At 64.4% G+C, this 25,882-nt stretch carries 19 protein-coding genes; 13 read left to right on the forward strand and 6 right to left on the reverse strand.

The features are described 5' to 3' along the window. Positions 1 to 344: 344 nt before the first annotated feature. The 4 genes from ASE39_RS00405 to ASE39_RS00420 all read left to right on the forward strand — a co-directional run bounded on the left by ASE39_RS00405 (position 345) and on the right by ASE39_RS00420 (position 5,133). The gene (locus ASE39_RS00405; RefSeq protein WP_029414101.1) at positions 345 to 653 is read left to right on the forward strand and encodes a hypothetical protein; all 309 of its coding nucleotides are present in this window, start codon (positions 345 to 347) and stop codon (positions 651 to 653) included. Beyond that, on the forward strand, positions 650 to 2,416 hold the full coding sequence (locus ASE39_RS00410; RefSeq protein ID WP_057269863.1) for a PepSY-associated TM helix domain-containing protein: 1,767 nt from the start codon (positions 650 to 652) through the stop codon (positions 2,414 to 2,416). Before ASE39_RS00405 ends, ASE39_RS00410 begins: the two co-directional genes overlap by 4 nt. A gap of 3 nt (positions 2,417 to 2,419) precedes the next feature. Beyond that, positions 2,420 to 2,752: a DUF3325 domain-containing protein gene (locus ASE39_RS00415; protein ID WP_010464057.1), complete on the forward strand. Its 333-nt coding sequence runs from the start codon at positions 2,420 to 2,422 to the stop codon at positions 2,750 to 2,752. A 221-nt stretch (positions 2,753 to 2,973) separates the two neighbouring features. After that, positions 2,974 to 5,133 (forward strand): TonB-dependent siderophore receptor, encoded by a 2,160-nt coding sequence (locus ASE39_RS00420; RefSeq protein WP_057269864.1) that lies wholly within the window; start codon positions 2,974 to 2,976, stop codon positions 5,131 to 5,133. A gap of 234 nt (positions 5,134 to 5,367) precedes the next feature. On the opposite strand, the gene ASE39_RS00425 is transcribed toward ASE39_RS00420, so the two are convergent. The 5 genes from ASE39_RS00425 to ASE39_RS00445 form a co-directional block, all read right to left on the reverse strand. Further along, positions 5,368 to 5,847: a helix-turn-helix domain-containing protein gene (locus ASE39_RS00425; protein WP_010464055.1), complete on the reverse strand. Its 480-nt coding sequence runs from the start codon at positions 5,845 to 5,847 to the stop codon at positions 5,368 to 5,370. Then, complete coding sequence (locus tag ASE39_RS26715) at positions 5,822 to 6,106, reverse strand: hypothetical protein (RefSeq protein WP_139019205.1); 285 nt, start codon at positions 6,104 to 6,106, stop codon at positions 5,822 to 5,824. Before ASE39_RS26715 ends, ASE39_RS00425 begins: the two co-directional genes overlap by 26 nt. 191 nt (positions 6,107 to 6,297) lie before the next feature. Then, entirely contained in the window at positions 6,298 to 6,864 is a 567-nt protein-coding gene (locus tag ASE39_RS25530; RefSeq protein ID WP_081474656.1) for a GNAT family N-acetyltransferase, read from the reverse strand. A 66-nt stretch (positions 6,865 to 6,930) separates the two neighbouring features. After that, positions 6,931 to 7,464, reverse strand: coding sequence for a GNAT family N-acetyltransferase (locus ASE39_RS00435; protein ID WP_010464053.1), 534 nt, complete (start codon positions 7,462 to 7,464; stop codon positions 6,931 to 6,933). 828 nt (positions 7,465 to 8,292) lie between these two features. Then, positions 8,293 to 9,063 carry a hypothetical protein gene (locus ASE39_RS00445; RefSeq protein WP_139019204.1) on the reverse strand — a complete coding sequence of 257 codons (771 nt, stop codon included), beginning with the start codon at positions 9,061 to 9,063 and terminating at the stop codon, positions 8,293 to 8,295. A 638-nt stretch (positions 9,064 to 9,701) separates the two neighbouring features. Between ASE39_RS00445 and ASE39_RS00450 the strand changes: the two genes are divergently transcribed. From ASE39_RS00450 to ASE39_RS25540, 9 genes are all read left to right on the forward strand, one after another. Beyond that, positions 9,702 to 10,928 carry a PepSY domain-containing protein gene (locus tag ASE39_RS00450; protein ID WP_242421354.1) on the forward strand — a complete coding sequence of 409 codons (1,227 nt, stop codon included), beginning with the start codon at positions 9,702 to 9,704 and terminating at the stop codon, positions 10,926 to 10,928. Further along, positions 10,925 to 11,179: a hypothetical protein gene (locus ASE39_RS00455; RefSeq protein ID WP_010464049.1), complete on the forward strand. Its 255-nt coding sequence runs from the start codon at positions 10,925 to 10,927 to the stop codon at positions 11,177 to 11,179. The genes ASE39_RS00450 and ASE39_RS00455 overlap by 4 nt, the downstream gene beginning before the upstream one ends. 25 nt (positions 11,180 to 11,204) lie before the next feature. After that, positions 11,205 to 13,427 (forward strand): TonB-dependent receptor, encoded by a 2,223-nt coding sequence (locus ASE39_RS00460; RefSeq protein ID WP_140426651.1) that lies wholly within the window; start codon positions 11,205 to 11,207, stop codon positions 13,425 to 13,427. 191 nt (positions 13,428 to 13,618) lie between these two features. Continuing rightward, entirely contained in the window at positions 13,619 to 14,353 is a 735-nt protein-coding gene (locus tag ASE39_RS00465) for a TonB-dependent receptor (RefSeq protein WP_010464047.1), read from the forward strand. A gap of 163 nt (positions 14,354 to 14,516) precedes the next feature. Next, on the forward strand, positions 14,517 to 16,658 hold the full coding sequence (locus ASE39_RS00470) for a TonB-dependent siderophore receptor (protein WP_010464046.1): 2,142 nt from the start codon (positions 14,517 to 14,519) through the stop codon (positions 16,656 to 16,658). Positions 16,659 to 16,782: 124 nt separating this feature from the next. Next, on the forward strand, positions 16,783 to 18,960 hold the full coding sequence (locus ASE39_RS00475) for a TonB-dependent siderophore receptor (protein WP_010464045.1): 2,178 nt from the start codon (positions 16,783 to 16,785) through the stop codon (positions 18,958 to 18,960). 210 nt (positions 18,961 to 19,170) lie between these two features. Beyond that, a complete protein-coding gene (locus ASE39_RS00480) occupies positions 19,171 to 20,007 on the forward strand; it encodes a glycosyltransferase family 2 protein (RefSeq protein ID WP_158004227.1) in 837 nt (278 codons plus the stop codon). Beyond that, the gene (locus ASE39_RS25535) at positions 20,007 to 20,420 is read left to right on the forward strand and encodes an FdtA/QdtA family cupin domain-containing protein (protein ID WP_158004228.1); all 414 of its coding nucleotides are present in this window, start codon (positions 20,007 to 20,009) and stop codon (positions 20,418 to 20,420) included. Before ASE39_RS00480 ends, ASE39_RS25535 begins: the two co-directional genes overlap by 1 nt. A 5-nt stretch (positions 20,421 to 20,425) precedes the next feature. Beyond that, positions 20,426 to 21,634 (forward strand): FAD-dependent oxidoreductase, encoded by a 1,209-nt coding sequence (locus ASE39_RS25540; RefSeq protein ID WP_082615275.1) that lies wholly within the window; start codon positions 20,426 to 20,428, stop codon positions 21,632 to 21,634. 212 nt (positions 21,635 to 21,846) lie between these two features. Here ASE39_RS25540 and ASE39_RS00485 read toward each other — a convergent pair whose 3' ends face one another. Continuing rightward, a complete protein-coding gene (locus ASE39_RS00485) occupies positions 21,847 to 25,770 on the reverse strand; it encodes an IPTL-CTERM sorting domain-containing protein (RefSeq protein WP_057269867.1) in 3,924 nt (1,307 codons plus the stop codon). Positions 25,771 to 25,882: the final 112 nt, after the last annotated feature.

Below are 25,882 nucleotides of genomic sequence, written 5' to 3' on the forward strand. Positions count from 1 at the left end.
TGCTCGTCACAAGCTGTTGCAAATGCACATCAAAACAGCTCAAGTTGCACACCAATGAATGCGAATGCTTCTCAACAAAAGTAGAATGCATTCTTACGACCGGTGCCAACCCCTTTGCAGCCCTATTGGCGTTGCGCCCGATCCCGTGATTTTCTTCCACACCTAGCCAGCCAGTCAGCCGGGCCTCGCCGCCGCTGCAGCCAGCGTTTGTACGTTTGCCGTACGACAACCCTGCCTGGAGCCTCTCTGATGCTGCGCAGCACCGCCAGCCCCTGCATTGCGGGGTCTCTGTTCCTCTCGTTTTCTCACTGCTGCGCCGCCTCTCGCGCCGCCACAGCCCAGCCATGAAGGCAGTTCGCTTGGACTGGCGCTACCGCTTGGGCGTCACCTCCCGTTCCGTGGCGGCCATCGCGGGCGGCTATGCGCTGGCCGCCGGGTTCACGGCGGCTTTTTCGCTGGGCCTGGCGCAGTTCATGCCCCGTGTGGAGGCCGTGCTGACCGCCACCATGCTGGCCTGGCTGGCCTATGCCATCGCCGCTGGCTGGGCGTTTTATGCGCGCACGGCCTGGGGCGCCTGGGGTGGCACGCTGCTGCCCGCCCTGGCGCTGGGCGCCTGCGCCATGGCGCCGCAATGGATGGGAGCCACGCCATGACCGCCGCACACACCACCACCGCCCGCAAGAGCGCCGACCGCGAGGGCTTCCGCCAGGCGATGTCGTGGCTGCACACCTGGGCCGGGCTGATCCTGGGCTGGCTGCTGTTCGCGATCTTTCTCACCGGCACGCTGTCGTTCTTCAGGAACGAGTTCAACCTGTGGATGCGCCCCGAGATGCACGGCCTGCCAAGCATCGAAGTGGCGGATGCGCAGGTGGCCCAGAAGTCGCTGGACGCCCTGGTGCGCAAGTCGCCCGAGGTCACGCAGTGGATCCTGCACCTGCCCGACGAGCGCGACCCTGCTGTCAACCTGCTGTGGCGCGGCACCGGCAACGGCCGGTTTGAAACCCTACGCATGAACCCGCAGACCGGAGAGCCCATCGAGGCACGCCAGACCATGGGTGGCGACTTCTTCTACCGCTTTCACTTCGAGCTGCGTACCGCCCAGAAGGGCCGCTGGACCATCGAAGGCCGCTGGGTGGTGGGCGTGGCGACGATGCTGATGTTTGTGGCGCTGATCACCGGTGTGATCACGCACCGCCGCATCTTCAAGGACTTCTTTACCTTCCGCCCCACCAAGGGCGGGCAGCGCGCCTGGCTGGATGCGCACAACGTCACCGGCGTGCTGGTGCTGCCGTTCTATTTGATGATCACCTTCAGCGGGCTGATGATCTTCCACACGCTGTATATGCCCGCCGGCATCGCCACCACGTACAAGAATGAAAAAGGCGTGGACTCCAACGCGTACTTTGCCGACCTGCAGGGCGAGAAGGCCGAGAGCCGTCCCCGCCGCGGCGCAAACGACAAGGTGGAGCCCCTGCCCGCCATCGCGCTGGAGCCCATCCTGAACGAAGCACGCACCCGCTGGGACGGCGGGCGCATCGGCAGCCTACAGGCGCGCCGCGATGCCAAGGGCCGCGCCGTGGTCGAGGTCACGCGCCACGAAGGCGACCGCCTGCAGTACCGCCCGCCGCGCCTGCTGTTCGACGCGACCACCGGCCAATGGCTGGACCAGGCCGACCCCACCGGCCCGGCCGCCAAGACCTATGGCGTGCTGTACGGCCTGCACCTGGCGCGCTTTGCCGACGTAGGCATGCGCTGGGCCCTCTTCGGCTTTGGCGTGCTGGGCAGCTTGATGATCGCCACGGGCATGGTGCTGTGGACGGTCAAGCGCAGCGCCCTGTCGCAAACCAAAGCCGGCCGCCAGGGCGCTGCCGCCGCTGCAGCGCGCACCAAGGCGCCCTTTGGCGAGCGCCTGGTGGCCGCCATCAACATCGCCACGCTGGCGGGCCTGCCGCTGGCCTGTGGCGTGTATGTGGCCTCCAACCGCCTGATCCCGGTAGGCATCGAGGGCCGGGCCGACACTGAGCTGGGCTGGTTCTTCAGCGCTTGGGGCATCGCGCTGGTGTGGGCGCTGGCGTGTGCCGTGGTGTGCCCCAGCCGCATGGGCTGGTCGGTGCCGCTGGGCGCTGCGGGTGCGGTGTGGACGGCCCTGCCGCTGATCAATGCGCTGAACACCCCCACCCACCTGGGCGTCACGCTGCCGGCGGGCGAATGGATCTGGGCCAGCATGGACCTGTCGTTCCTGGCCACGGGTCTGCTGCTGTGCTGGCTGTCCTGGCGGCTGCGCCCGGGGCGCGTACCCAAGGGCAAGGCCGCGGTGTCCCAGGCGCTGCGCCACGCCGCCGCCAACGCATCCGCCCCCCAGCCCGCTGCCCCGGCGCTGTCGGCCACGCCCGACGTCTCCACTTCGGGAGCCTGATCCATGTCCGCTTTTCTGCTGTGTTTTGCCGCATGGTCGGCCATTGCGCTGGGCATGGACCGCCACCACGAAGACGCGCTGGGCCGCGAGGGCACGGCGCGGCGCCAGATGCACCTGCGCCGCGCCGGCTGGCTGGTGCTGGCGCTCTCGCTGTGGCTGGCGGCGCGGCCGTCGGGCGAGGTGCCCGCATCGCTGGGCGTGACGGCCTGGACGGTCGCCCTGTCGGTCGCGGCCTTGGCGGTGACGGCCATGGTGACCTGGCAGCCACGGCGCGCGCCGGTCGCGGCCGGCGTCGCGCTGGCTGCCGGCCTGCTGGCATGGGCTGGCGGCTGGTGATGGCGCCAAGCGCCGTGCTGGCGGCCTGAAGGGGCCGCGCCGTAACGGTAGCCCTGCGCACACCCGGGCCACACCGCCTCCTGTTCCCGTCCCGCCTTACCGCATTCGTTTCTCTTCACCGCTTCGCACACCTCCCAGCCAAGGCCGACCACCGGCCCCAGCCAGGCACGGGGCGCGAGCTTGTCTTCACCTGCGCTGCGCACACAACCAACGGAAAAATCATGCACGCATTTCAGCCATCTCTCACGCTCAGGCCCCTGTCGGCCGCCCTGCTCGCTGCGCTCTGCAGCGCTGCGTGGGCCCAGAGCGCGCCGCCCGCCGCCGCCGCGCAGACCCTGGGCGAGGTCACGGTGCAATCCACCACGGGCGACGACGGCTACTCCCCCGCCGCCAGCACCTCGGCCACCAAGGGCAGCGCGCCGCTGCGCGACGTGCCCCAGGCCGTGAACGTGGTGCCCGAGCAGCTCATGCGTGACCAGGGTGCGCGGTCGATGGAAGACGTGCTGCGCAACGTGCCCGGCGTGGCCATGAGCCACGGCGACGGCCAGCGCGACCAGGTGGTGATCCGCGGCTTCACGGCCATTGCCGACCAGTTTGTCGACGGCGTGCGCGACGATGCGCTGTACTTCCGCGACCTGGCCGACATCGAGCGGGTGGAAGTCCTCAAGGGCCCCGCCGCCGTGTTGTACGGGCGCGGCTCGTCGGGCGGCCTGATCAACCGCGTGACCAAGAAGCCCAAGTTCGGCGAGACCTCGGGCGAGGCCAGCTTGGGCCTGGGCAATTTCGACTACCGCCGCGCCACGGCCGATGTGAATGTGGGCATCAGCGACACCGCGGCCTTTCGCGTCAACGCCGCCGTGGAAGACTCGGGCAGCTACCGCGACCAGCAGTTCGTCAAGCGCCACAACTTCGCGCCGTCGCTTGCGCTCAAGCTCGCGGCGCAGACCGACCTGCTGCTGCAGTACACCAACGCCCGCGACCAGCGCCTGACGGACTTCGGCATTCCCGCGCTCAATGGCCGCCCCGTCAACGTGCCTGCCGGCACCTACTACGGCTCCAGCAACGCCGCGCAGGACGACACCACCACCAGCACCATGCAGTCGTTCGCGGCCACGCTGAACCACCGCTTCAACGACGATTGGTCGGTGCGCAACGTCACGCGTTTGTACGACTACGCGCTGGACCGCTACAACACCCTGCCCGGCGGCACCACCGACCCGGTCAACCTGACGGTGGGCCGCACGCGCTCGTTCATCCTGCGCGACGAAAAAGGCTTCTTCAACCAGACCGACGTCACCTGGCGCAACCAGCTGGGCGGCTTCCAGCAGGAATGGCTGATGGGCGTGGAGCTGGGCCAGCAAAAGAAGCGCGCCGAGTCCGTCTCGGGCGGCGCTGACCGGGTGCCGATCTTCAACCCCGGCAACCGCCCCGCCCCCGCCATCCCGGCCGCCAGCTTTGCGGTCGACGGCGCCATCCCCAGCCACACCACGCAGGACACCGCCGCGCTGTACTGGCAAAACCAGATCACGCTGGCGCCGCAATGGAAGGCACTGGTGGGTGCGCGCTACGACGTGTTCGGGCAGGAGACCACGTTCGACCGCAAGCTCGCGGGCCTGTCGCGCACCGACAAGAAGTTCAGCCCCCGCGCGGGCCTGGTGTGGCAGCCCAGCGATGCGCTGTCGTACTACGTGTCGTACAGCAAGTCGTTCCAGCCCTCGGCCGAGACCTTTGCACTGGCCGCCAACAACACCGGCGCCGAGCCCGAGATCACCGAGAACAAGGAAATCGGCGTGAAGCTCGACGTGCTGGACGGCCGCCTGAACTTCACCGGTGCGCTCTTCAACCTGGAGCGCACCAACATCAAGAACACCGACCCGACCAACCCGTCGCGCCAGATCAACGTGGGCACGCAGCGCACCAACGGCCTGGAGCTGACCGCCAATGGCCGCCTGCCCGACCGCTGGGACGTGAGCGCCGGCTACGCGTGGCTTGATGGCCGCATGACCAAGTCGCTGGCCACCACCGGCTCGCTGCAGCTGCCCACGGCGGCCATCGCGGCGCAGGGCAAGGTGGCTGCGCTCACGCCGCGCAACTCGGCCTTCCTGTGGGCCATGAAGGACCTGGGCCACGGCCTGCGCGTGGGCGGCGGCGTGAACTACGTGGGCGCGCGCTTCACCTCGCTGACCAACCTGGTGACCTTGCCCGGCTACACCACGCTCGATGCGGCGCTGCAGTACACACTGGGCCAGTGGAACCTGGACGTGAACATCAAGAACCTGGCCAACCGCAAGTACTACGTGTCCGCCCACGGCAGCAACGACAACCTGATCCTGCCGGGATCGCCGCGTGCGGTGCAGGTGACGCTGCGCACACGGTTCTGATGCAACGCATGCAGGCGCGGCGTACAGATTCATAGCCCCTCAGGCTGCTAGCGCTTTCTGGATAAGCGCTAGCAGCTACTGAAGTGATAGCAAAGATCATTTAACGCGTGGCTCACCATGGCCACGCGCCACGGCGAAACCGGTGCGCGCAGCCGCTGCGCACATGTGCGGTTGAAAATGGCACCGGATCGCGGGGCCGCTGTCACGCTGATCGCAAGAGGGCACGCGGGCTGTTCATGAGCAGCATCCAGAGCCCACCGTGGCTTTCAGCTCGCCTTGGCGCAGGTCGGCCAGGATGGTGCAATCCGGCGCAGGGCCACCAGCGCAGCCCGCGCTGCAAGCCTGGACAAAACGCGACAGGCTGCGGTCCAAGCGACGCAGCTCCGCCATCTTGGCCCGCACGGCGGTGAGGTGCGCCTGGGCTATTGCGCGCGCCTCCACGCAGTCGCGCTCGGCGCTGGTCGACAACGCGAGCAGCTCGCGCGTCTCATCAATCGAAAACCCCAGATCGCGGCAGTGCCGGATGAGGATGAGCACGTCTTGCACCGAATCTGGATAGACACGATGGCCGCTGTCGCGCCGCATCGCGGCGGGTATCAAGCCCACTTCTTCGTAGTACCTCAGGGCAGATACCGCAAAGCCAACCCGCTTGGCCAGGGCGCCAATGGAGAGGAACTCTGGTGTGGGGTCAGCGGGGTTGGTCTGCTTTTTCACAATAGTCCTTGCATCTCAAGTAACTTGAGATTTTAAAGTGGGCGTACGGGAATCGACCCGCATGGACCCACTGGAGAAAATTCGTGAAAAAACCTGTATTGGCCGCACTGGGCGTAGCGGGAGCCTGCGTGGCGTGCTGCACCATCCCCTTGGCGATCCCCTTGCTGGGTGGGGCTGCGGCGCTTGGAGTGAACTCCTGGCTGGTGGCGACACTCGGGATCAGTCTGGAACTGATGGTTCTGCTGAGGATCGCGTCCATCGCAGTGCTCGTGTGGAGCGCAAGAGCGTGGACACATCACCACCGCGCAAAGCCATGCGCCAGTGAGTCGTCCAGCGCAAGTAGCTGCGTTGTGACTGCTGAGGCGCAGGGGTGCGGCTGCGCGACAAGTTAGTTGGCATGGCGGGCGCGTACCGGTCCACAACGACGGTCCTGCAGGAGAAAACCGCCGCTCAGCTGACGCCGAAGGCGGTCGGATGCAGCGGCTTGTCATGCCGGTCTTTCACAAGCGTCATGTGAACGCCATTGTGATACTGGCCATCGAGGCACACTGCTTCAGACTCGACGCCGTACTCTACAAAGCCCATTGATTTGTAAAGCACGATGGCCGGTTCGTTGGGCACGTACACCTGCAGGTTCACACGATGCACACCGTTGTCGAAGGCGTGTTGAAGGGCGGTTTCCACGACCTGCCGGCTTAGTCCCCGGCGACGGTGCCGAGGGGACGTAAACACGCCCCACATCACCATTTTGTGGTGCGAGGACGGAAATTGGCCTGTGCGGCTGACGGCAGCTGTCGCGGCAAGCTCACCCTGAATAAAACAACCGAACACAGCGTTTGGAAGAGGTGCAGAGAGCTGCGCTCGAAAGCCTTCCAACGTGCGCGTGAGTTCTTCCTCGAACGTCAAACCCATGGGCACGGGGTCTGCTCGTGTGACCTCTCGTCGCAAAGCCGAAAACGCCGCAGCGTCATCGGCACCAAGACGGCGGACCTCCACTGGCTGTGCAATTTGGCTCATAGGGCAAAGCGTTCTACGGACAGGGTGGCCTGCGCTTTGGCGCAAGACCTTCCTTTGACGGCGGTGTCAGACGCCTGGAGGGACGAGGGAAAAGACATAGGCATCCGTAAAGCAGCCATGCACCTTGAGCCGATTTCGCGCGAGGCACTCTCGCACCGCGCCCGACCGCTCGGCCACGCCGAGACTGGGTGTGTTGTGTTGGGCCACGACGATTTCAACGCGGCCCAGCTTGAGCTCAGCAAAGGCGAACTGACTGAGTGCCTGAACGGCGGCGAGCGCTGCGCCTTGGCGCTGCCAGGACTGGCGGACCCAGTAGCCCAGGTTGCAGAAACCGTTGACCGGGTTGAATTGATTGAGGCCACAGCCACCCACAAGGGTATTGGACCCGGCGTCGAAAATCCCGAACTCGTAGCTGGAACCGCTCTCCCGCTCAGCCTCGCAATGCGCAAACCAGGATGCAGCATCGGCGGTTGTGTAGTTGGCATGGGCCCAGGGCATCCACTTCCCGACGGTGGCGGTGGACTCCAGAACGGCCTCGACGAAGGTAGGGAGATCGGGTTCAACGAAGGGGCGTAGCTGGAAGCGACCGGAAGCAAGCATAGGGCTGAAGCTGTAGGTGTCTATCGCGTCAATTAAGCCAAGCCGCGAAGTCGCTTCGGCTTGAAGGAGGGGAGAGGCGGCGCTTCTGGGCGACCCCTGGCCTTGAAGGGGAAAAGCCGCTCTTTACCGACAGATGGATTGTTGTGTGGCATTCACTTTTGGCTAGGAATGCGCGCGGACAACCCATGTGACTGCGGCAACCAATGCAATGAAAACAAGCGTAGAAACGGAATACCACAACACACGAAGCCCCGAGATCGAACGCTGTCTGGTTCTTTGCTCAACAAACTCGTTCCCATGGCGGATACCTGGCAAACGGGAGTAGGCAAGTCCTAGGAGCTCTCCGGCCGCGCTAAGCAGGAGATAGGCCGGTGGAGCAAACATTGCAAGGAGTAGCCAGCGGAGTAGACCCTCGGGATGCCCTAGCCACAGGAAAACTCCGGCACACACCGAGAGACCTAGCCAAAGAACGAGTAGTAAGCGTGGTTTCGACATTGATATGCGCTCAGACTGGATTGGTTGAGTGAGTCTCCCGCTCGGCCTTGCAATGCGCAAACCAGGATGCAGCATCGGCGGTTGTGTAGTCGGCATGGGCCCAGGACATCCACTTCCCGACGGTGGCGGTGGACTCCAGAACGGCCTCGACGAAGGCAGGGAGATCGGATTCAACGAAGGGGCGGAGCTGGAAGCGAGCGGAGGCAAGCATGGGAGCTGGAACTGTAGGTGTCTGACGTTGGCCATGAATGGGCTGCGGCAGCGCACTCGTCATTGAAGAGCCGCGATCATGCTGACCGCCATTGCGGGTCCGTATGACAAACCCGCTTCGCATCATGGCGGCGTACCGCCCTTCTTGTGCACCTTGAAACTGTCATCAAGGTAGACAGAAGAACTCGTCATGCCATAGCCTTCGCAGACAAACCCGTTCAAAGGCAGCACGCCCGGAGCATCGGTGATCCGGCCTCTAGCCTCCTTGTACTTCTTTCCAACACGCCGCGAATGAATGGCGGCGTTGGTCAGGTAGTTGAGGCTCACTCGGTAGGAGGAGTTGCTGGAGTAGTCTTCGTCGTCCTGCTGCTCGCCGATGTGTTCCAGGTCTTTGGTCTTGGCGTTGTAGCGGAACTGCAGCGTGAAGCCCGAGAACCGGGCGGCGTCTGCGTAGTAGACCGCCTGAACGAACAACGCGTTGTTTTTAATGTCCAGGTTGTAGAACTTGCTGGGGTGGCAGAACTCGCCGGACATCGAGAGCACCTGATAGCTGCCATCTGCCCTTCCGGTCAGGACGAACAGCCGCTCCTCTTTCGGGCCTTCTCCTTTGCGCCCCATCAGCAGCATAGCCCGGTCGGGAACGCCGTCGCCGTTCAAGTCGCCTTCTGCGGCGGCCAAGACAAAGTCGAGATGCCGAAACTCGGGGACTATTGCGAGCCTGGCCTTCTGCTCTGCAGATGTATTTCCGTCTGCGGCATATGCATTGCCCATACACAGAATGGCCAGAACAGCGAGCCCTGGCAAGGCAGCCATGTGCAGCGCTTGACGCAAGGCACCCATGCATACCGCAGATGCGTGCGCGACAGGCTCAACGGCGCGGGATATCGTGGACACGGAACTCTCCTGAAAGCGGCTCGCAGCCTGGCTTCGCAGCCAATGCACTGGTTCAATGCCCAGGCACAAAGATCCTGCAAAACCGGCACGCTGGGTCCAAGGGACTATAGCCTGCAAGCGGGCGCAGGTTGCGCGCTGGAGGGCCCACTTGCGGGCTGCCCGCCGGCCGAACGAATGGAACCGATACGGCCTGGGAATGCGATGGCCATCGCCGCCTGTGGCCCCATGCAGCGCCCGAATCTGCACACACGATACCGGCGGCCGCCACTGCCAAGGGCTTCTTCCACAAGCCCCCTGCCCTGAACCCTGCGCGTTCTCCGCGCGATGCCCGGCCCCAAAAAAGACCATTCCCCGCACCACGGGATCGGGCTTTTTCCCAACACACCCAGCCCCGCCACCATTACGAATACAAACAATTCCTATTTGCAATGTAAAATTAGGTATACGCAAGCCACAGCCTCCCCCTTAGACCTGCTCTAAGGCTGCAGCCAGCACCCACCGTCCTTCGATGTTTTCGGGTTGTCTGGCTTGAACCACCTTTTCACTCCTCCTGCTGCTGTCATCGCTGCCCCCGCGCTGTGGGCCGGCCGTGTGGATGTGTGCCAGCCCAGCCCCTGCCGCCCCACCCCCGGACCATGCTGAGCCCCACCGCCCTGCGCCGCTGGAGCTGGACCCACAAGTGGTCCAGCCTGGTGTGCACCGTCTTCATGCTGCTGTTGTGCCTCACGGGCCTGCCGCTGATCTTTCACCACGAAATAGGCCACCTGCTGGGTACCGAGGTCGAGGCGCCCGCCATGCCCGCCAGCACACCGCGCGCCAGCCTCGACAAGGTGCTGGCCACTGCGCACGCATTGCACCCCGAGCGCGTGGTGCAGTTCGCATCGCATGCGGAGGACGATGACAACGTCTGGTTCGTCACGCTCACACCCACACCGGCGCCCACCGATGATTTCCGATCCGTGGCGGTGGATGCGCGCACGGCCCAGGTGCTGGCGCAGCCGCGTTTTGACGAGGGCTTCATGTACGTGATGTTCAAGCTGCATGTGGACCTGTTCGCGGGCCTGCCGGGCAAGCTGTTTCTGGGCTTCATGGGCTTGCTGCTGCTGGTGGCCATCGTCACCGGGGTGGTGTTGTATGCGCCGTTCATGCGCAAGCTCGCGTTTGGCGAGGTGCGGCGTGACCGATCCACGCGCGTGAAGTGGCTGGACCTGCACAACCTGCTGGGCATCGTCACGCTGGTGTGGGCGTTTGTGGTGGGCGGCACGGGCATGATCAACACGTGGGCGGACCTGCTCATCAAGTACTGGCAGTACGACCAGCTCTCGGTGCTGCTCAAACCCTATGAAGGCCAGCCCATCGTGCCCGCCACAGAGCGCGGCCCGCTGCAGCAGGCGCTGGAGGCCGCACAGGCGCAGGCGCCGGGCACCAAGCTGTCGTTCATTGCGTTCCCGGGCACGGCGTTCTCCAGCCCGCACCACAACACGTTTTTCATGCGCGGCAACGAGCCGCTCACCTCCCGCCTGCTCAAGCCCGTGCTGATGGATGCGCGCACAGCGCAGGTCACCGCGTCGCCCCAGCTGCCGTGGTACCTGACGGCGCTGCTGGTGTCGCAGCCGCTGCACTTTGGCGACTACGGTGGCATGCCGATGAAGATCCTGTGGGCGCTGCTCGACATTGCCACCATCGTGGTGCTGGGCAGCGGGCTGTACCTGTGGCTGCGCAAGGGCGTGCAGGCGGGCAGCACCAGCAACGCCACTACCAGCACCACCACCGCGGCCGCCACCGTGCAAGGCCACACCAGCCTGCCGACAACAGCTGCAGCGCGCACCGGCAGCCCGCTGCCCCACACGGAGGGCCGCGCATGAAGCCGAGCCCGTTCTGGTCGCTGTGGGGCGGGCCCATCGTGATGGGCGTGCTCACCACCACGGGCCTGATCACCGCCCTCGTGTCCGACACCTGGGGCGACTGGTGGTCGTGGGTGGGCCTGGGCATTCCGGTGGCGGTGATGGGCTGGCACTGCTGGCCCCACACACAGCCTGCGGCCGCCGCCCAGGGAGCCCACGGCCAACCCCACACCGAAACAACCGAAACGGGCACCAGAGCCACGCCACCCTGAACACCGCCAGCACCTTCACCACGCCATGCGCAACACCCATTCCCCACGCCCCCCTGCCCTGACCCCGGCCGCCCTGGCCGCCGCGTTGCTCTTCGCACTGGCCGCGCCTGCCGCTTGGGCGCAAGCGGCGGCCAGTGGCACCGAGCCAGAGGGCAAGGCCCTGTCCACCGTCACGGTCAACGCCAGCGCCGATGCATCGGCGCAGGGCCTGTCGCCCGCCTACCCCGGTGGCCAGGTGGCGCGCGGTGGGCGTGCCGGCATCCTGGGCACCAAGGACGCGATGGACACGCCGTTTTCCATCACCAGCTACACCAACGAACTGATCCAGGACCGCCATGCCCGCAGCGTAGGCGATGTGCTGCAAAACGACCCCACGGTGCGCGTGGCACGCGGCTTTGGCAATTTTCAGGAAGCGTTCTTCATCCGGGGCTTCATCCTCGATTCGGACGACACGGCCTACAACGGCCTGTACAGCCTGCTGCCGCGCCAATACATTGCCACCGAGCTGTTCGAGCGCGTGGAGGTGCTGCGCGGCGCATCGGCCTTTTTGAACGGCGCCAGCCCCAATGGCGGCGGTCTGGGCGGCAGCATCAACCTGCTGCCCAAGCGGGCGCCCAACGAGCCCTTGAACCGCGTGACCTTTGGCGTGGCCAGCGGCGGCCAGACACAGATCGCGGCCGACATTGCCCGCCGCTTTGGGCCGGATGGCAACACCGGCATCCGCGTGAATGCGGCGGCCCGCAACGGCGGGACGGCGGTCGATGGCGAAGACGTCCAGCTCGGCCTGCTGGCCTTGGGCCTGGACTGGCGCAGCCGCGACGTGCGCCTGTCCGGCGACATAGGCTGGCAGGACCACAAGCTCAAGAACACCCGCACCAACGTCACGCTGGGCAGCGCTGTGACCACGGTGCCGAGCGTGCCCGACAACCAGACCAACTTTGCCCAGCCCTGGAGCTACTCCAACGAACGCGATGTGTTCGGCACGCTGCGTGGCGAGTGGGACCTGTCGCCCAGCACCACGGCCTGGGCTGCGGCGGGCGCGCGCCGTGGCGAAGAAGCCAATTCACTGGCCAACCTCACGGTGACCAACGCCGCCAGCGGCGCGGCCACCACCTACCGTTTTGACAACACCCGCAAGGACAGCGTGAACACTGGCGAGCTGGGCCTGCGTGGCAAGCTGCAGACCGGCAGCGTGGGCCACGAATGGGTGGCGGTGGCGTCGCACTTCAGCGCCGACAAGAAAAACGCCTATGCCATGGACTGGCGCAACACCCAGGCGACCAACCTCTACAACCCCGTGGCCACCGGCCTGCCGGCTTTTAGCGCCGACACCCTCTTCGGCGGCGACCTGGCCCACCCGCAACGCACGGGCAGCACCCGCCTGACCAGCTTTGCGCTGGGCGACACGGTGCAGCTGCTGGACAGCCGCCTGCTGCTCACGGCCGGCCTGCGCCACCAGAAAATCGAAATCGCCAACTACGCCTACGGCACCGCCGTGCAGACCGACCGCTATGACCAGAGCCGCACCAGCCCGCTGCTCGCGGCCATCTACAAGGTGGACAAGGGCCTGTCGGTGTATGCCAACTATGTGGAAGGCCTGAGCCAGGGCCAGACCGCGCCCAGCACGGCGGCCAACCGGGGCGAGATGCTGGCGCCCTATGTCTCCAAACAAAAGGAAGTGGGCGTGAAGTTTGACGCGGGCCGCGTGGGCGGCAGCGTGGCGCTGTTTTCCACCACCAAGCCCCGCGCGTTTTTGAGCGCGGCCAACCTCTTCAGCACCAGCGGCAAAGACCGCCACCAGGGCGTGGAATTGGCACTGCAGGGCGAGGCCACCAAGGGCCTGCGCGTGCTGGGCGGGCTGACTTGGCTGGACGCCAAGCAGCTGACCACCGGCGCTGCCGCCACCGACGGCCAGCGCGTCATCGGTGTGCCCAAGCTGCAGGCCAACCTGGGTGCAGAGTGGGACGTGCCCGGCGTGCCGGGCCTGGCCGTGGATGGCCGCTGGGTGCACACCGGCGCCAGCTATGCCAACGCCACGAACACCCTGCGCGTGCCTGGCTGGAACCGGCTTGACGTGGGTGCCCGCTACCTCACCGAAGTGCAGGGCCGCCTCGTCACGCTGCGCGCCCGCATCGACAACCTGACCAACCGCAACCACTGGGCCTCGGTGGGCGGCTACCCCGGCTCGGGCTATCTGGTGGTGGGTGCACCGCGCACGTTGTCGCTGAGCGTAGGCGTGGACTTCTAAAGCGGCACCGCCGCCACGCCGCCCAGGCCCTGTTCAGACCAAATTTAGGGTCAAAAAGCCACCCAGCGCTTATCCAACAAGCGCAGGCAGCTATCAAAAAATGAGTGTTTATCACCCCTGCATCGCAGGGGCGTGGTGCCCTGCGCTCCGCTGTTTTTGTTGTTACTGAAACCACCGAAAGGAAATCGTCCATGTCCTCGAACCAACGCCTCCAAGCCCCGCTGCTGGCCGCCCTGCTGGCCTGCGCCGCCCTCACTGCGGTGAGCACCGCCCATGCTCACCAGGTCTGGCTCGAAAACGCCGGGGGCCAGGCGCGCCTGCACTTTGGCGAGTTCAACGAGAACCTGCGCGAGACCTCGCCCGGCCGGCTGGACCAGTTCAAGGGCGTGCCCGCACTGGAACAACGCACGGGTAGCACGACCCAGCGCGCGGAAGGCCAGCTGGGCAAGGACGCTTTTGTCTACACCACCACCGGCACGCCAGACACGCTGTTCGCCGCCGCCACCTACCCGCTGATCGACCGCAGCAAGCGCAACCTGCCCGCGATGTTCTGGCAGCCCTCGGCCCGCTGGGTGGCCGGCCTGGCACAGCCCGTGGCGCCCACCGCCCCGCTCGACCTGGTGCCCACCGGCAAGCCCGGTCAGCTGAAGGTTGTCTACAAGGGTGCGCCGCTGCCCAAGGCCAAGGTGCAGTTGGCAGCACCCTCCGGCTGGACGCGCGAAGCCGAGGCGGGTGAAGACGGCACCGTGACCTTCGTCACCCCCTGGAAGGGCCAGTACGTGGCCGAGGTGAAGCACAGCGACAAGACCCCCGGCGAAGCCCAGGGCGGGCAGTACGGCGAAGCCAGCTACGTGACCACGCTGACCTTTGTGCTGGCCGATGGTATGGCGTCGCCCGCCCTGCCCGAGCCGCCCAAGGCCCACTGAGCCCCGGCTGACGCCACCGCCGATTCGCTAGCCGCACAAACCACCGCCCTCTCGCGGCGCGTGGTACTGCCTTGGCACACTCGGGCGGCTGGCATTCATATCACTAAAAATGGGCTGTAGCGCTTTATGTAAAAGCGCTGACAGCTACTAATCCGATAGCGCCATGATTCACCCCAATCTCTTGCGCACCGCTATAGCGCACGCCGCGCTGCTGGCTGTGTGCGGCACCGCGTTCGCGCAGAACAGCACAGCACCCGCACCGGCCCCCATACCCGCCGACGCTCCAACAGCCGCTCCCTCCCTGCGCCAGGTCGACGTCATCGACTCCACCGCAGGCGAGGCGGCCACGCCCGCGCGGCGCGCGCAAAGCAGTTCGCGCCTGGGCCTGTCGGTGCTGGAGACACCGCGCTCGGTCAGCGTGATCGACAACGCGCTGCTGGAGCAGCAGATGGCCACCACCGAGCGCGACGTGCTGCGCAATGCCTCGGGCGTGGCCACGCGCAGCGAGTACTACGGCTCGTACTCGCAGTTCTCCATCCGCGGGCTGTGGGCCAACAACACCTACAACTTCCTGCGCGACGGCGCCAAGTTCGTCCACCTGCTGGACCCACCGCTGTTCAACATCGAACGGGTCGAAGTCATCAAGGGCCCCGCCGCGCTGGAGTTCGGCCAGGTCGCGCCTGGCGGCCTGGTCAACTACGTGAGCAAGCGTCCCCAGGCCGACCCGCTGCGCACCATCAAGATCGGCGCCGGCAGCCACGGCTGGCGCAGCGCCGAGTTCGACCTGACCGGCCCGCTCAACGCCGATGGAACGCTGCGCTACCGGCTCGACGGCGGCGCCAGCCGGGGCGGCAGTTTTGTGGATGGCAACACCCCGCGCAAGCAAGGCATTGCAGGCAGCCTGGAGTGGCAGGTCACGCCCGACACCGTCTGGCGCGCGCAGGCGGAGACCCAAAGCATCGACGGCACCTCCACCTCCGGTCTGGCGGTGCCAGACCCCAAGAATCCACGCAGCGCCGACGTGCTGCCGGTGGGCGCGTTCTACGGCGAGCCCTGGTTGAAGACCGACGGCCATCTGCGCTTTTACTCCACCGAGCTGCAGCACCGTTTGACGGACCAGCTGGAAGCCCGCGTGCACCTGTCGCGCAACGAGACCTTTCGCAACGTGAACATCGTGTCGCCCATGGGCCCGGCGGCCAACGGCCGCGTGCCACGCACCTACTGGATGGCGCCGGGACAAAAATACACGTCGGACACCGCGCTGGCCGAACTGCGCGCGCAGCTGCAAACCGGCGCGGTAAAACACACGATGCTGGCGGGGTTGGACTGGCGCGCCATTGCGGGCTTCTACGGCGCGCGCACCACAGGCAACCTGGGCGCCATCGATCTCTACAACCCCGTCGCAGGCCTGGTGCCACCCGTGGCCTCCACCGGGGTGGGCAAGCTCTCCTCCGACGCCCGCAACACCGGCGTGTTCGTGCAGGACCGCATGGTGCTGGGCGACTTCGGCCTGCTGCTGGGCCTGCGCCATGACAAGTTCAAGGACGCCTACACCGCGCCCGTCACCGACCTGAGCCAGACCCAGCCCAGCGCCGCCCTGAGCTGGGAACTGCGCCCGGGCAGCATGGTGTACACCAGCTACGCACGCTCGTTCCAGGCCAACTCGGGCACGCTGATCTGGGGCGACCGCGCCGCGCCGCCCTCCGAAGGCAAGCAGCTGGAAGTGGGCTGGAAGCAGGAATGGCTGGACAAGCGCCTGATGACCACGGTGTCGGCCTTCGACCTGGAGCTGACCAACGCGCCCGCCACCGACCCGCAACACCCCGGCTACTCGGTGCTGACCGCGCGCCAGCGCATCAAGGGCGTGGAGCTGGAGCTGCAAGGCCGCATCACCCCTGGCTGGACGGTGACGGCCAATGCGAGCTTCCAAAACCCCAAGGTGCTGGCCGACACCACCGCCGGGGCCAACGTGGGCAACCGCGTCGCGCTGGCCACGCGCCGCAACGCATCGCTGTGGACGCAGTACCGCCTGCCGCAACTGCCCGGCCTGTGGGTGGGTGGCGGCCTGGTGCACCAGGGCGACAAGTTCATCGCCAACGACAACAAGTGGCGCCTGCCGGGCTACACCGTGGTCGACCTGGCCGTGGGCTACCAGTTTGCGGGTGGCGTGCGGCTGCAGGCCAACCTGAAGAACGCGGGCAACCGCCGCTACTACCTGGACGGAACGACCACCGCAGCGGGCTTTGGCTCCGTCGTGCCGGGCACGCCACGCAGCTTGCAGGTGTCGCTGGACTACACGTTCTGAGGGCCAAGCGCCTCCACCCCACAGCCTGACCACTTCAGTGGATAGCCCGAAGCGAGGTGCGCGATGACACGACCTGGCGCCTTCGGGACTGACACCCTTTTTCAATGATCAGAGAAACAGCACCATGACACCTGGCATCACCGTCTACCGCACCGCCATCGCACATGCGGCCTTGCTGGCCCTGTGTGGCGCCGCCCACGCGCAGCAGGCCACAGCCCCTGGCACCACCGAACCCACTGCGGAAAAGGCGCTCGCCCCTGTCACCGTCAATGCGGGCACTGAACAGAAAAACCCCACGGCGCCCGTCACGGGCTTTGTGGCAAAACGTGCGCTCAGCGCCACCAAGACCGACACGCCGCTCATCGAAACGCCGCAGGCCATCAGCGTGATCACCCGCGACCAAATGGAGGCCCAGGGTGTGCAAACGCTGCGCCAGGTGACGGCTTACACGGCAGGTGCCGTGTCCAACTACTTCGACAGCCGCCAGGACACCTTCAAGGCGCGCGGCGGCGACGTGACGCAGTACCTGGACGGCATGGTGCGCTTCATCGGCTACTGGAACGACACGCGGCCCGATCCATACACGCTGGAGCGCGTGGAGTTCTTGCGCGGCCCCTCGTCGGTGCTGTACGGCCAGGGCAGTGTGGGTGGCGTACTCAACCTCACCAGCAAACGCCCGCAGGCCGAGCCGCTGCGCGAGGTGCAGGTGCAGCTGGGCAACCATGCGCGCAAGCAGATCGCCGCAGACATGACTGGCAAACTCACCGAAGACGGCCAGTGGCTCTACCGCCTGGTGGCCGTGGGCCGCGACAGCGACACACAGGTGGACCACGTGCGCGATGACCGCCTGGTGATCGCCCCCACCGTGACCTGGAAGCCCAGCGCCGCCACCTCGCTCACGCTACAGTTCACGCACCAGAAGGACAAGAGCGGATCGCTGATCGGCTTCTTCCCCTGGCAGGGCACGCAGTTGCCCAACCGTTACGGCCAGATCCCCACCTCCACCTTCATCAGCGAGCCGGGCTGGGACCGCTACAACTCCGAAAGCACCTCCTGGGGCTACCTGTTCAGCCACCAAATCGACAGCGCCTGGACCGTGCGCCAGAACCTGCGCCGCAGCGTGAGCGAGGTGGACTACCGCACGCTGTACACCAGCTTTGCCGCCAACGCCGCGCTGGGCCGCCCCGCGCGCCCCGTGTTCAACGCGGACAACCGCACCGTGCTGCGCGACGCATCGTGGACACTGGGCACCGCACGCATGCTGCTGGTCGATACCCAGGTCGAAGGCAAGCTGCGCTGGGGTGACACCGAGCACACCGTGCTGGGCGGCCTGGACGTGCAGCGCAACCACTGGGGCCAGCAAAGCTGGAGGTCTGTGGCGCCCGCCATCGACGTGTACAACCCCGTCTACGGCAACTTCACGGCGCCATCGGCATCGGCCCTGGCACGCGTGCCCAGCGTGGAGCAGCGCCAGCTGGGCTTCTACGCCCAGGACCAGATCAAGTGGGGCCGCTTCACGGCCACGCTGGGCCTGCGCCACGACAACGCCAAGAGCGACACCGAAGGCCGCCCCGCAGCAGCGGCAGACGACAATGCCTGGACCAAGCGCGCTGGCGTGACCTACCAGATGGATGGCGGATGGGCACCCTATGCGGGCTATTCCGAATCCTTCCAGCCCCTGGGTGGCGCCAACCTTTTCGGCGTCCCCTTCAAGCCCCAGCGCGGCGAACAATGGGAGGCCGGCGTGAAATGGCAGCCCCCGGGCCAGGGCATCAGCGCCTTTGCCGCCGTCTACCAGTTGCGGGAGAAGAACCGCAAGACCACCGACCCGACCAACCCGCTCAACAGCCTGCAGATCGGCGAAGTGAAGGTCAAGGGCTTCGAGGCCGAGATGACCGCCAGCCTCGCCCGCAACTGGGACTGGACCGTGGGCTATGCCTTCACTGATGCCAAGATCAGCCGCAGCAACACCGGCGACCAGGGCCTGCCCGTGGCGAGCACCCCTCGCCACACGGCTTCGACCTGGCTGAGCCACCGCTTCGCCAGCGAAGGCCGCGGCGGCTGGACAGTGGGCGCCGGCGTGCGCTACACCGGCTCGCAGTGGAGCGGCACCAGCGCCATCAGCACCCCGGCCGCCACGCTAGCCGATGCCATGGTGGCGTACGACGCCGGCGACTGGCGCGTGGCCTTCAACGTAGTCAACCTGGCGGACAAGGTGCACATCACCCAGTGCCTGGCACGGGGCGATTGCTTCTACGGGCAGGCGCGGACGTATACGTTGACATCGACGTACCGGTTTTGATGGCCATGAAGGGGAGACCGCAAGCGACGGATGCAAGCGGTTTCCGGGAGGTATTCAGACTGTTGGCATATCGCGCTATATCCCGAATTTGCCCACCCGACTCCGCTGTGGCATGCACGCAAGCGGCCAGCGCGACGTGGGCTTGCCGACCCCTCAACGACCCCATCTAGGTCTACTACACTGGGAATTGGAGTTCACTTTACCAAGCCCATGCAACCTAGTCCAAAGCCCTCGAAAGTGGCCGCGCTTGTCCCGGCGTGGCAATCTGCGGCATTCATCCAAGCAACCCTCGACTGTCTCTCCGCGCAGACTTACCCTCACCTGGAAGTTGTCGTCTCTGTCGATAAATGCAGTGATTCAACTTATGAGATTTGCATGGCGCATGCTCAGAAAGACTCACGCTTCAGGGTGATCTTGCAACCGCATCGGCTAGGGTACGTGGGCAACTGCAACTTTTTGTTGGATCAGACCGACGCGGATTATGTACTGTTTGCGTTTCACGATGACATCCTAAAACCCGAATACATCAGGCTGCTGGCAGAAGTGCTGGACATGCGGCCAGAGGTTGTCATGAGTTATTCGGACGTGCATCTTACAAATACCAACGGAACTCAAGAGCACTGGGTATTCACTGAGCTTGAGGGTGTTCGTGACCCGGTCCAACGGGGTGCACTCATGATGAGTGGAAATAACAAATGGTGGGTGCCCAATCGAGGGCTATTTCGCCTCAAACAAGCGCGACAAATCAACGGTCTTAAAACCCATCGCGCAGGAGAATTTTCCGCAGATTGGCCTTGGCTGTTCCATATGAGCTTGCTGGGAGAATTCGCACGCGTTTCCCAAACTCTGTGTTATAAGTATTATAAGCCGGGCAGTTTATCCCGCGGCTGGGAATTTTCCAAACGCCAACTCTATGAAGTCTACGCCGCCATAATGCGCGAAATTTGGATTTCCGACCTCACTACTGAGCAAAAAATGACGCTCGCCAGCCCTTTGGCGAGATGGCTCTACCAAAACAATCCAGATCTGAAAAAAGAGGAAAAGTGATGAACACCATCGCTTCACCCCTCTGTTCCACCTGGTTTGAAGGGCGAGTCCGCTTCATTGATCTCCCCACCTACACTGATGAGCGAGGCAATCTGCTGCCGCTCGATTTTGATAGCCTACCCTTCAAGCCACGCCGAGCATTCACGGTGACAGACGCCCCAACCGGATCCATTCGGGGGGAGCATGGCCACCGCAGCGGGGAACAACTGCTCATTTGCTTGCATGGAAAGATCGGCCTCTTGCTAAGAAAGGGGCACGAAGAAGTTGATACTGTGCTAGCGGCGGCGGGACCAGGTCTTCTATTAGGTGCTGGCGTGTGGTGCCGCCAGACTTATTTGGTCTCGAATTCCGCGCTTTTGGTATTGGCCAGCGAACCTTATGATCCCGGATCATATGTCTCGACCTGGAATTAATACATATGCGAAATCCCCCCCGAATTGCCATCCTTGGCGCTGGAATCATGGGCTGCTCTGCAGCGCTTTTTTTTGCGCGCAAAGGGATCGAAGTATCCATCTTCGATATGGCGGAACAACCGTTCAGTGCGGCGAGTCGATGGAACGAAGGAAAAATCCACTTAGGATGCCTCTACAGCGCAGATCCGTCACTAAGCACGGCGGATCACGTCATTCCCGGCGGTCTCAGATTTCGTCCATTGATAGAGGAATTGATCGGCACGTCCCTCGCTCCAGCCATTACCTCCGAAGACGACCTGTTTTTTTGCCATCGCAAATCCGTGACTTCTGCATCGGAAATGAAGACGTACATGGAGAAAGTCGTTGAACGCGTGCGATCTCACCCGGATGCAGCGCGATATCTAGCAGATGCGTCTGAAAGTCGGGTTCACCAGCTGAGCTCTTCTGAACTGGCTGGCTTCACATCATCGCCAGACATTGTTGCAGGTTTCCGGGTTCCAGAAAGATCCGTGGATACCAATTGGGTCGCCGAGCGGTTTATACCCGCGATGGGCGCTGAAAAATTGATTCAACAATTTATGGGAACCCGTGTCGTGGCTGCACGGCCCGCAGAGATGGGCATCAACGGCACGTGGAAAATAGAGACTTCCGCAGGCATATTTGGCCCATACGATTACGTAATAAACTCGCTCTGGCAAGGCCGTTTGGCGATAGATCGAACTGCGGGACTAGAGCCGACAGGAGTTTGGTCGAACAGATACCGTCAATCGCTTTTCTTGCGCACTGCAGAACCGGTTCATACCCCTTGCGCTGTCATCGCCACCGGGCCATTCGGAGACATAAAAAACTACAACGGGCGTGATTTTTACCTCTCCTGGTATCCCGATGGTTTGCGTGTAGACAGCCCTGACATTTCACCACCGGAGCCTCATTTAGTTTCCCAAAATGCTGAGGACATATCGAGCTCCATTCTCAACCATCTTCAAGCCTTATTGCCATGGGTAGCGCAAATTCGCGAGCAAGCAGAGCGTTCCACCCTTGAAGGCGGATGGGTTTTTGCCGCCGGCCAAGGAGCACTTTCGGATCGAAAATCAACGCTGCACCGCCGTTCTGATTATGGAACCACAAAATTGGGAAACTATATTTCCATCGATACTGGAAAATACTCAACGGCGCCCGCCCTGGCTCAGACACTGGTAGAAAATATCATATGAACGTGGAATAACTATCACATTTCGGTGTGATTGATAGTTTCTCAAAATCTCCTTGATTGCTTACCACCGCAGGCAGCGAGCGGCGTCGAGCAAACGACAGCCGCTGCGAACGCTCCTCATCCGACAGCACCAGTTCAGTCTTCGGTCTGCCGGTCCTCATCGCGGTATCTCCGTTTCAAAGATACCTCACTGGTACGCGCGATAAGTACCAGCTATTTACGAGACGGGGCACCAGTCCACAGAACGGCTATTGCAGCCAGCATCAAGGACAACAACAGCACACCCCACTGGGAAAGCGTTGGAATCCCTGTAGAGGCCGCGGCCAATGCCACACCGCCCGGATCCGGGATAGCGCCATTCAGCACTAGATCATCATCCCCCAAGCCGCCGTCCGTAAGTACCAGCGTGACTGTGTTGCCGGTGATCGTCGCTGCGGGGAACGGGTACCAGTGGGGAGCGCCCTCGCTCGGAGTAGGGCCGTATTTCATGTACATGGCGCCGGATGGGAACGGCTGCGGATAGGTCAGCGTGATGGTCACGGCGGCACCATTGGGGCAACCTCCGACGATCACATGGAACAAGCCCTGGGGAAACACATACCCGGCCGTGCCCCCGGAAGGCGGCGAGCCCACGCCTCCGGTGCGAGGGATGAAATTCGCCTGGTCAAACCCGCAGCCCGCCGGCCCCGACAGGCTGGCATTCACCGTGCCGCCTCCGGTGGGGCTGATGCCCGTCGCCGTGGTGGGCCGCGAACGCGTCACGGTGACCGTGTAGTTTTTGGTGGAGCCGCTCTGGGCGGTCACTTGCACAGTGACCACGTTGTTGCCGACGTTCAGCGCAATGGGGGCCGACGCGTTGCCGCTGGGCGTGGCAACGCCGTTGACCATGACACTCGCACTGCCATCGGCCACGGTCGGGGTGACGGTGATGGAGCTGTCGGGCACGGTAGCGGTGTAGTTCTGCTGGGCCGCGCTGAATACCGGGCTCAGGGTGCCGCTCGACAACAACAATGCGCCCAGGTCGTTATTCGACGAGACCGCACGCGTCACGGTGACCGTGTAGGTTTTGGTGGTGCCATTTTGCGCAGTGACCACGACCGTGACGGTGTTCGCACCGGTGTTCATGGCGATGGCGCCGGAGGCATTGCCGCTGGCCACGGCAAAGCCGTTGACCGTCACCGCGGCGTTCGGCTCATTGACCGTCGGCGTGACGGCGATGCTGGTGGTCGCGGCCGCGATCGACATCGTGTAGCCCGTGGTGCTCGGCGCAAACGCCGGGCTGATGCTGCCGCCCGACAACGCCAGGGCCGACAGGTTGGCGTCGCCCGATCCCGCCCGCGTCACCGTCACGGTGTAGGTCTTGGTGGTGGTGCCGTCCTGCGCTGTCACGACGGTGGTAATGGTGTTGGCACCCACCGCCAGCGCAATCGCGCCCGAGGCATTTCCGCTGGTGGTGGCCACGCCGTTCACTGTGACGCTGGCAGTGGCATCGGCCACGGTGGGCGTCACGGTGAGTGAGGTGGTGCCGTTGCCGACACTGGCCGTGTAGCTGATGGTGCCAGCGGCAAAGGCAGGCGCCAAGGTGCCGTTGGACAGGGACAGCGCAGACAGATCAGCGTTACCCGAAGGCAGCGCGCGCGTGATGGTCACGGTGTAGCTTTTGGTCGCGCTGTTCTGGGCGGTGACGACGATGGTGACCGTGTTACTGCCCGGGTTCATCGCGATGGCACCCGAGGCGGCCCCGCTGGTGACAGCCACCCCGTTGACGGTGATGCTGGAGGTGCCCGCGGCCGCGGTGGGGGTGACGGTAAGGCTGGAGGTGCCGGCCGCGATGGAGGCGACATAGCCCGTCGTGCCCGACGCGAACACCGGGCTCAGGGTGCCGTTAGAGAGGCTCAGCGCAGACAAGTCAGCGTTGGACGACGCGGCACGGGTCACGGTGACGGTATACGTCTTGGTCGTGGTGCCATCCTGGGCCGTAACGACCGTGGTCAGGGTGTTGCTGCCCACATTCAGCGCAATCGCGCCCGAGGCATTGCCGCTGGTCGTGGCCACACCGTTCACGGTGACGCTAGCGGTACCGGCGGCCACGGTCGGGGTCACGGTGAGCGAGGTGGTGGCGTTGCTGACGCTGGCCGTGTAGCTGGTGGTGCCAGCTGCAAACACAGGCGCCAAGGTGCCGCTGGACAGCGACAGCGCAGACAAGTCGGCATTGGACGACCCGGCCCGGGTCACGGTCACGGTGTAGCTCAGCGGCGTGCCGTTCTGCGCGGTGACGGCGACGGTGATGGTGTTGCTGCCGACGTTCAGCGCAATCGCGCCCGAGGCGTTGCCGCTGGTGGTGGCCACGCTATTGACGGTAACGCTCGCAGTGGCGTCGGCCACGGTCGGAGTGACGGTCAGCGACGTGGTGGCATTGCCCACGCTGGCCGTGTAGCCGGTGGTGCCCGAGGCAAACACCGGGGCCAGGGTCCCGCTTGAAAGCGACAGCGCGCCCAGTTGGTTGTTGCCCGACGCGGCGGCGCGGGTGACCGTGGCGGTGTAGGTGCTGGTCGTGGTGCCGTCCTGGGCGGTCACGACGGTGGTAATCGTGTTGGAGCCCACTGCCAACGCAATGGCCCCCGACGCATTGCCGCTGGTGACAGCGACCCCGTTGACGGTGACGCTGGCAGTGGCGTCGGCCACGGTGGGCGTGGCGGTGAGCGACGTTGTAGTGAAGGGCACGCTGGCCGTGTAGGAGGTGGTGCCCGAGGCGAACACGGGGTTCAAAGTACCTGCCGAAAGCGCTAGGTTGCTCAGGTCGGCATTGCTCGAGGGTGGAGCGTCGCGCGTGACGGTGATGGTGTAGGTCTTGGTGGTGCTCCCGTCGAGGGCCGTGACGACGGTGGTGATGGTGTTGGAGCCGACGTTCAACGCGATCGCACCCGAAGCAGCGCCGCTGGTCACAGATACGCCGTTCACCGTGATGGTCGCGCCGGGCGTGTCTATGGTGGGCGTGACAGTGGTGCTGGTCACTGCGTTGGTGACCGCAAAGCCGTAGCTGGTTGTGGCGGCCAAGAATGAAAAGCCGCCGGACGACGCCGACAGGGCACTCAAGTCGGCGTTGCCGGTGGGCTCTGTGAACACGAAGTTGTTGAAACCTTCCTGCCACAACTTATTAGGCTGACTGGGGTGTCCGGTGCTTGTAATCCGGATTTCGTCCACATTCCTGAATGCCGGCGGCAGATTGACGGTGCTACTGATTCCGCCGGGATGAGCCATGAAGGGATGCGTAGCGCCCGTGCCCACACCGTCGATGTAGCCGGTCGCGGTATAGGTAGCTCCCATGACCTGCGCATCCTGAATGACGAAACTCGCAATGCCGAACAGACGTTGCAACTGGCTTTTGACAATCAGGCTTCCGACTGGGAGGAACGTGTCGAAGACCAGCATGGAATTGCTGCCGCTACCGGTCAGGTCGTAGTTTGTGACATCGCCAGTGCGTGTGTTGCCAACGTTAGCAAAGTAAATCTCGTATTCGATGTTGGGGAAATGGATCTGGGCTGACAGGTTGCTGTCGAGGAACTTGGGTACCGTGAAGGTGTTGTCCGCGAGGGTCGGATTGATCGACAAGGTGCCGGCTACGGCAGGCAGCACGTGGCGATAGGAGGGAAAGGCCAGCACCGCACTGCGCAGCGGACCAGTACGCCGCTCCAGCAGCCAGTCGCCGCCTTGCTCGGCATCCCCAGTGAAATTGGTAGACGCCGCCACCCGCGCACCGGTGGCATCGGCCAACATGGCTATGAACTCCTGGCCCTCAGCGCCATGGGCTACCTCACAACCGTACAACAGCAGATCGGTCCCGCTCCCAAAGGCCGCACGAATGCGCGCCAAGTCCGCTCCCCGCTCCCGCAGCGCCTGGCGGTCAAGCGTCAGGGAGCCCAAACCCAGTGCACCCTTGGTGCCGTGCGAAATCAAATGCACAGCTGCAAGATTCTTTCGCTCGGCCAACACATCGGCCATCTGGCGCAAGCCGTCAGCCTGGGCATCCAGCAACACAACCTCGAAATCCGCCCCGGCCTCCGCCATCAACTGCTGGTAGTCGGCCACATTGCTCTCGATGAACAAGATACCGGGGGGCTGGAAGGCGGGTGCCAAGGGAGCCCCAGCGAGGGCCGAGGAAGCCGCAGTGAGAAAAATCCACGCCAGGCCGATGCAACAAAGCGCCTGCAAAAAGGCGAATTTTCTGGTTAGTTTCTTCACTGCGCCC

This window comes from Acidovorax sp. Root267 (genome assembly GCF_001429215.1).
In the GTDB taxonomy this organism is placed as follows: domain Bacteria; phylum Pseudomonadota; class Gammaproteobacteria; order Burkholderiales; family Burkholderiaceae_C; genus Acidovorax; species Acidovorax radicis.

Coding starts and splice junctions, on each gene's coding strand:
- ASE39_RS00405 (WP_029414101.1), top strand. CDS start 345: ATGAAGGCAGTTCGCTTGGACTGGCGCTACCGCTTGGGCGTCACCTCC.
- ASE39_RS00410 (WP_057269863.1), top strand. CDS start 650: ATGACCGCCGCACACACCACCACCGCCCGCAAGAGCGCCGACCGCGAG.
- ASE39_RS00415 (WP_010464057.1), top strand. CDS start 2,420: ATGTCCGCTTTTCTGCTGTGTTTTGCCGCATGGTCGGCCATTGCGCTG.
- ASE39_RS00420 (WP_057269864.1), top strand. CDS start 2,974: ATGCACGCATTTCAGCCATCTCTCACGCTCAGGCCCCTGTCGGCCGCC.
- ASE39_RS26715 (WP_139019205.1), bottom strand. CDS start 6,106: ATGGACGCGATCCTCAGCAGAACCATCAGTTCCAGACTGATCCCGAGT.
- ASE39_RS25530 (WP_081474656.1), bottom strand. CDS start 6,864: ATGAGCCAAATTGCACAGCCAGTGGAGGTCCGCCGTCTTGGTGCCGAT.
- ASE39_RS00435 (WP_010464053.1), bottom strand. CDS start 7,464: ATGCTTGCTTCCGGTCGCTTCCAGCTACGCCCCTTCGTTGAACCCGAT.
- ASE39_RS00455 (WP_010464049.1), top strand. CDS start 10,925: ATGAAGCCGAGCCCGTTCTGGTCGCTGTGGGGCGGGCCCATCGTGATG.
- ASE39_RS00460 (WP_140426651.1), top strand. CDS start 11,205: ATGCGCAACACCCATTCCCCACGCCCCCCTGCCCTGACCCCGGCCGCC.
- ASE39_RS00465 (WP_010464047.1), top strand. CDS start 13,619: ATGTCCTCGAACCAACGCCTCCAAGCCCCGCTGCTGGCCGCCCTGCTG.
- ASE39_RS00470 (WP_010464046.1), top strand. CDS start 14,517: ATGATTCACCCCAATCTCTTGCGCACCGCTATAGCGCACGCCGCGCTG.
- ASE39_RS00475 (WP_010464045.1), top strand. CDS start 16,783: ATGACACCTGGCATCACCGTCTACCGCACCGCCATCGCACATGCGGCC.
- ASE39_RS00480 (WP_158004227.1), top strand. CDS start 19,171: ATGCAACCTAGTCCAAAGCCCTCGAAAGTGGCCGCGCTTGTCCCGGCG.
- ASE39_RS25535 (WP_158004228.1), top strand. CDS start 20,007: ATGAACACCATCGCTTCACCCCTCTGTTCCACCTGGTTTGAAGGGCGA.
- ASE39_RS25540 (WP_082615275.1), top strand. CDS start 20,426: ATGCGAAATCCCCCCCGAATTGCCATCCTTGGCGCTGGAATCATGGGC.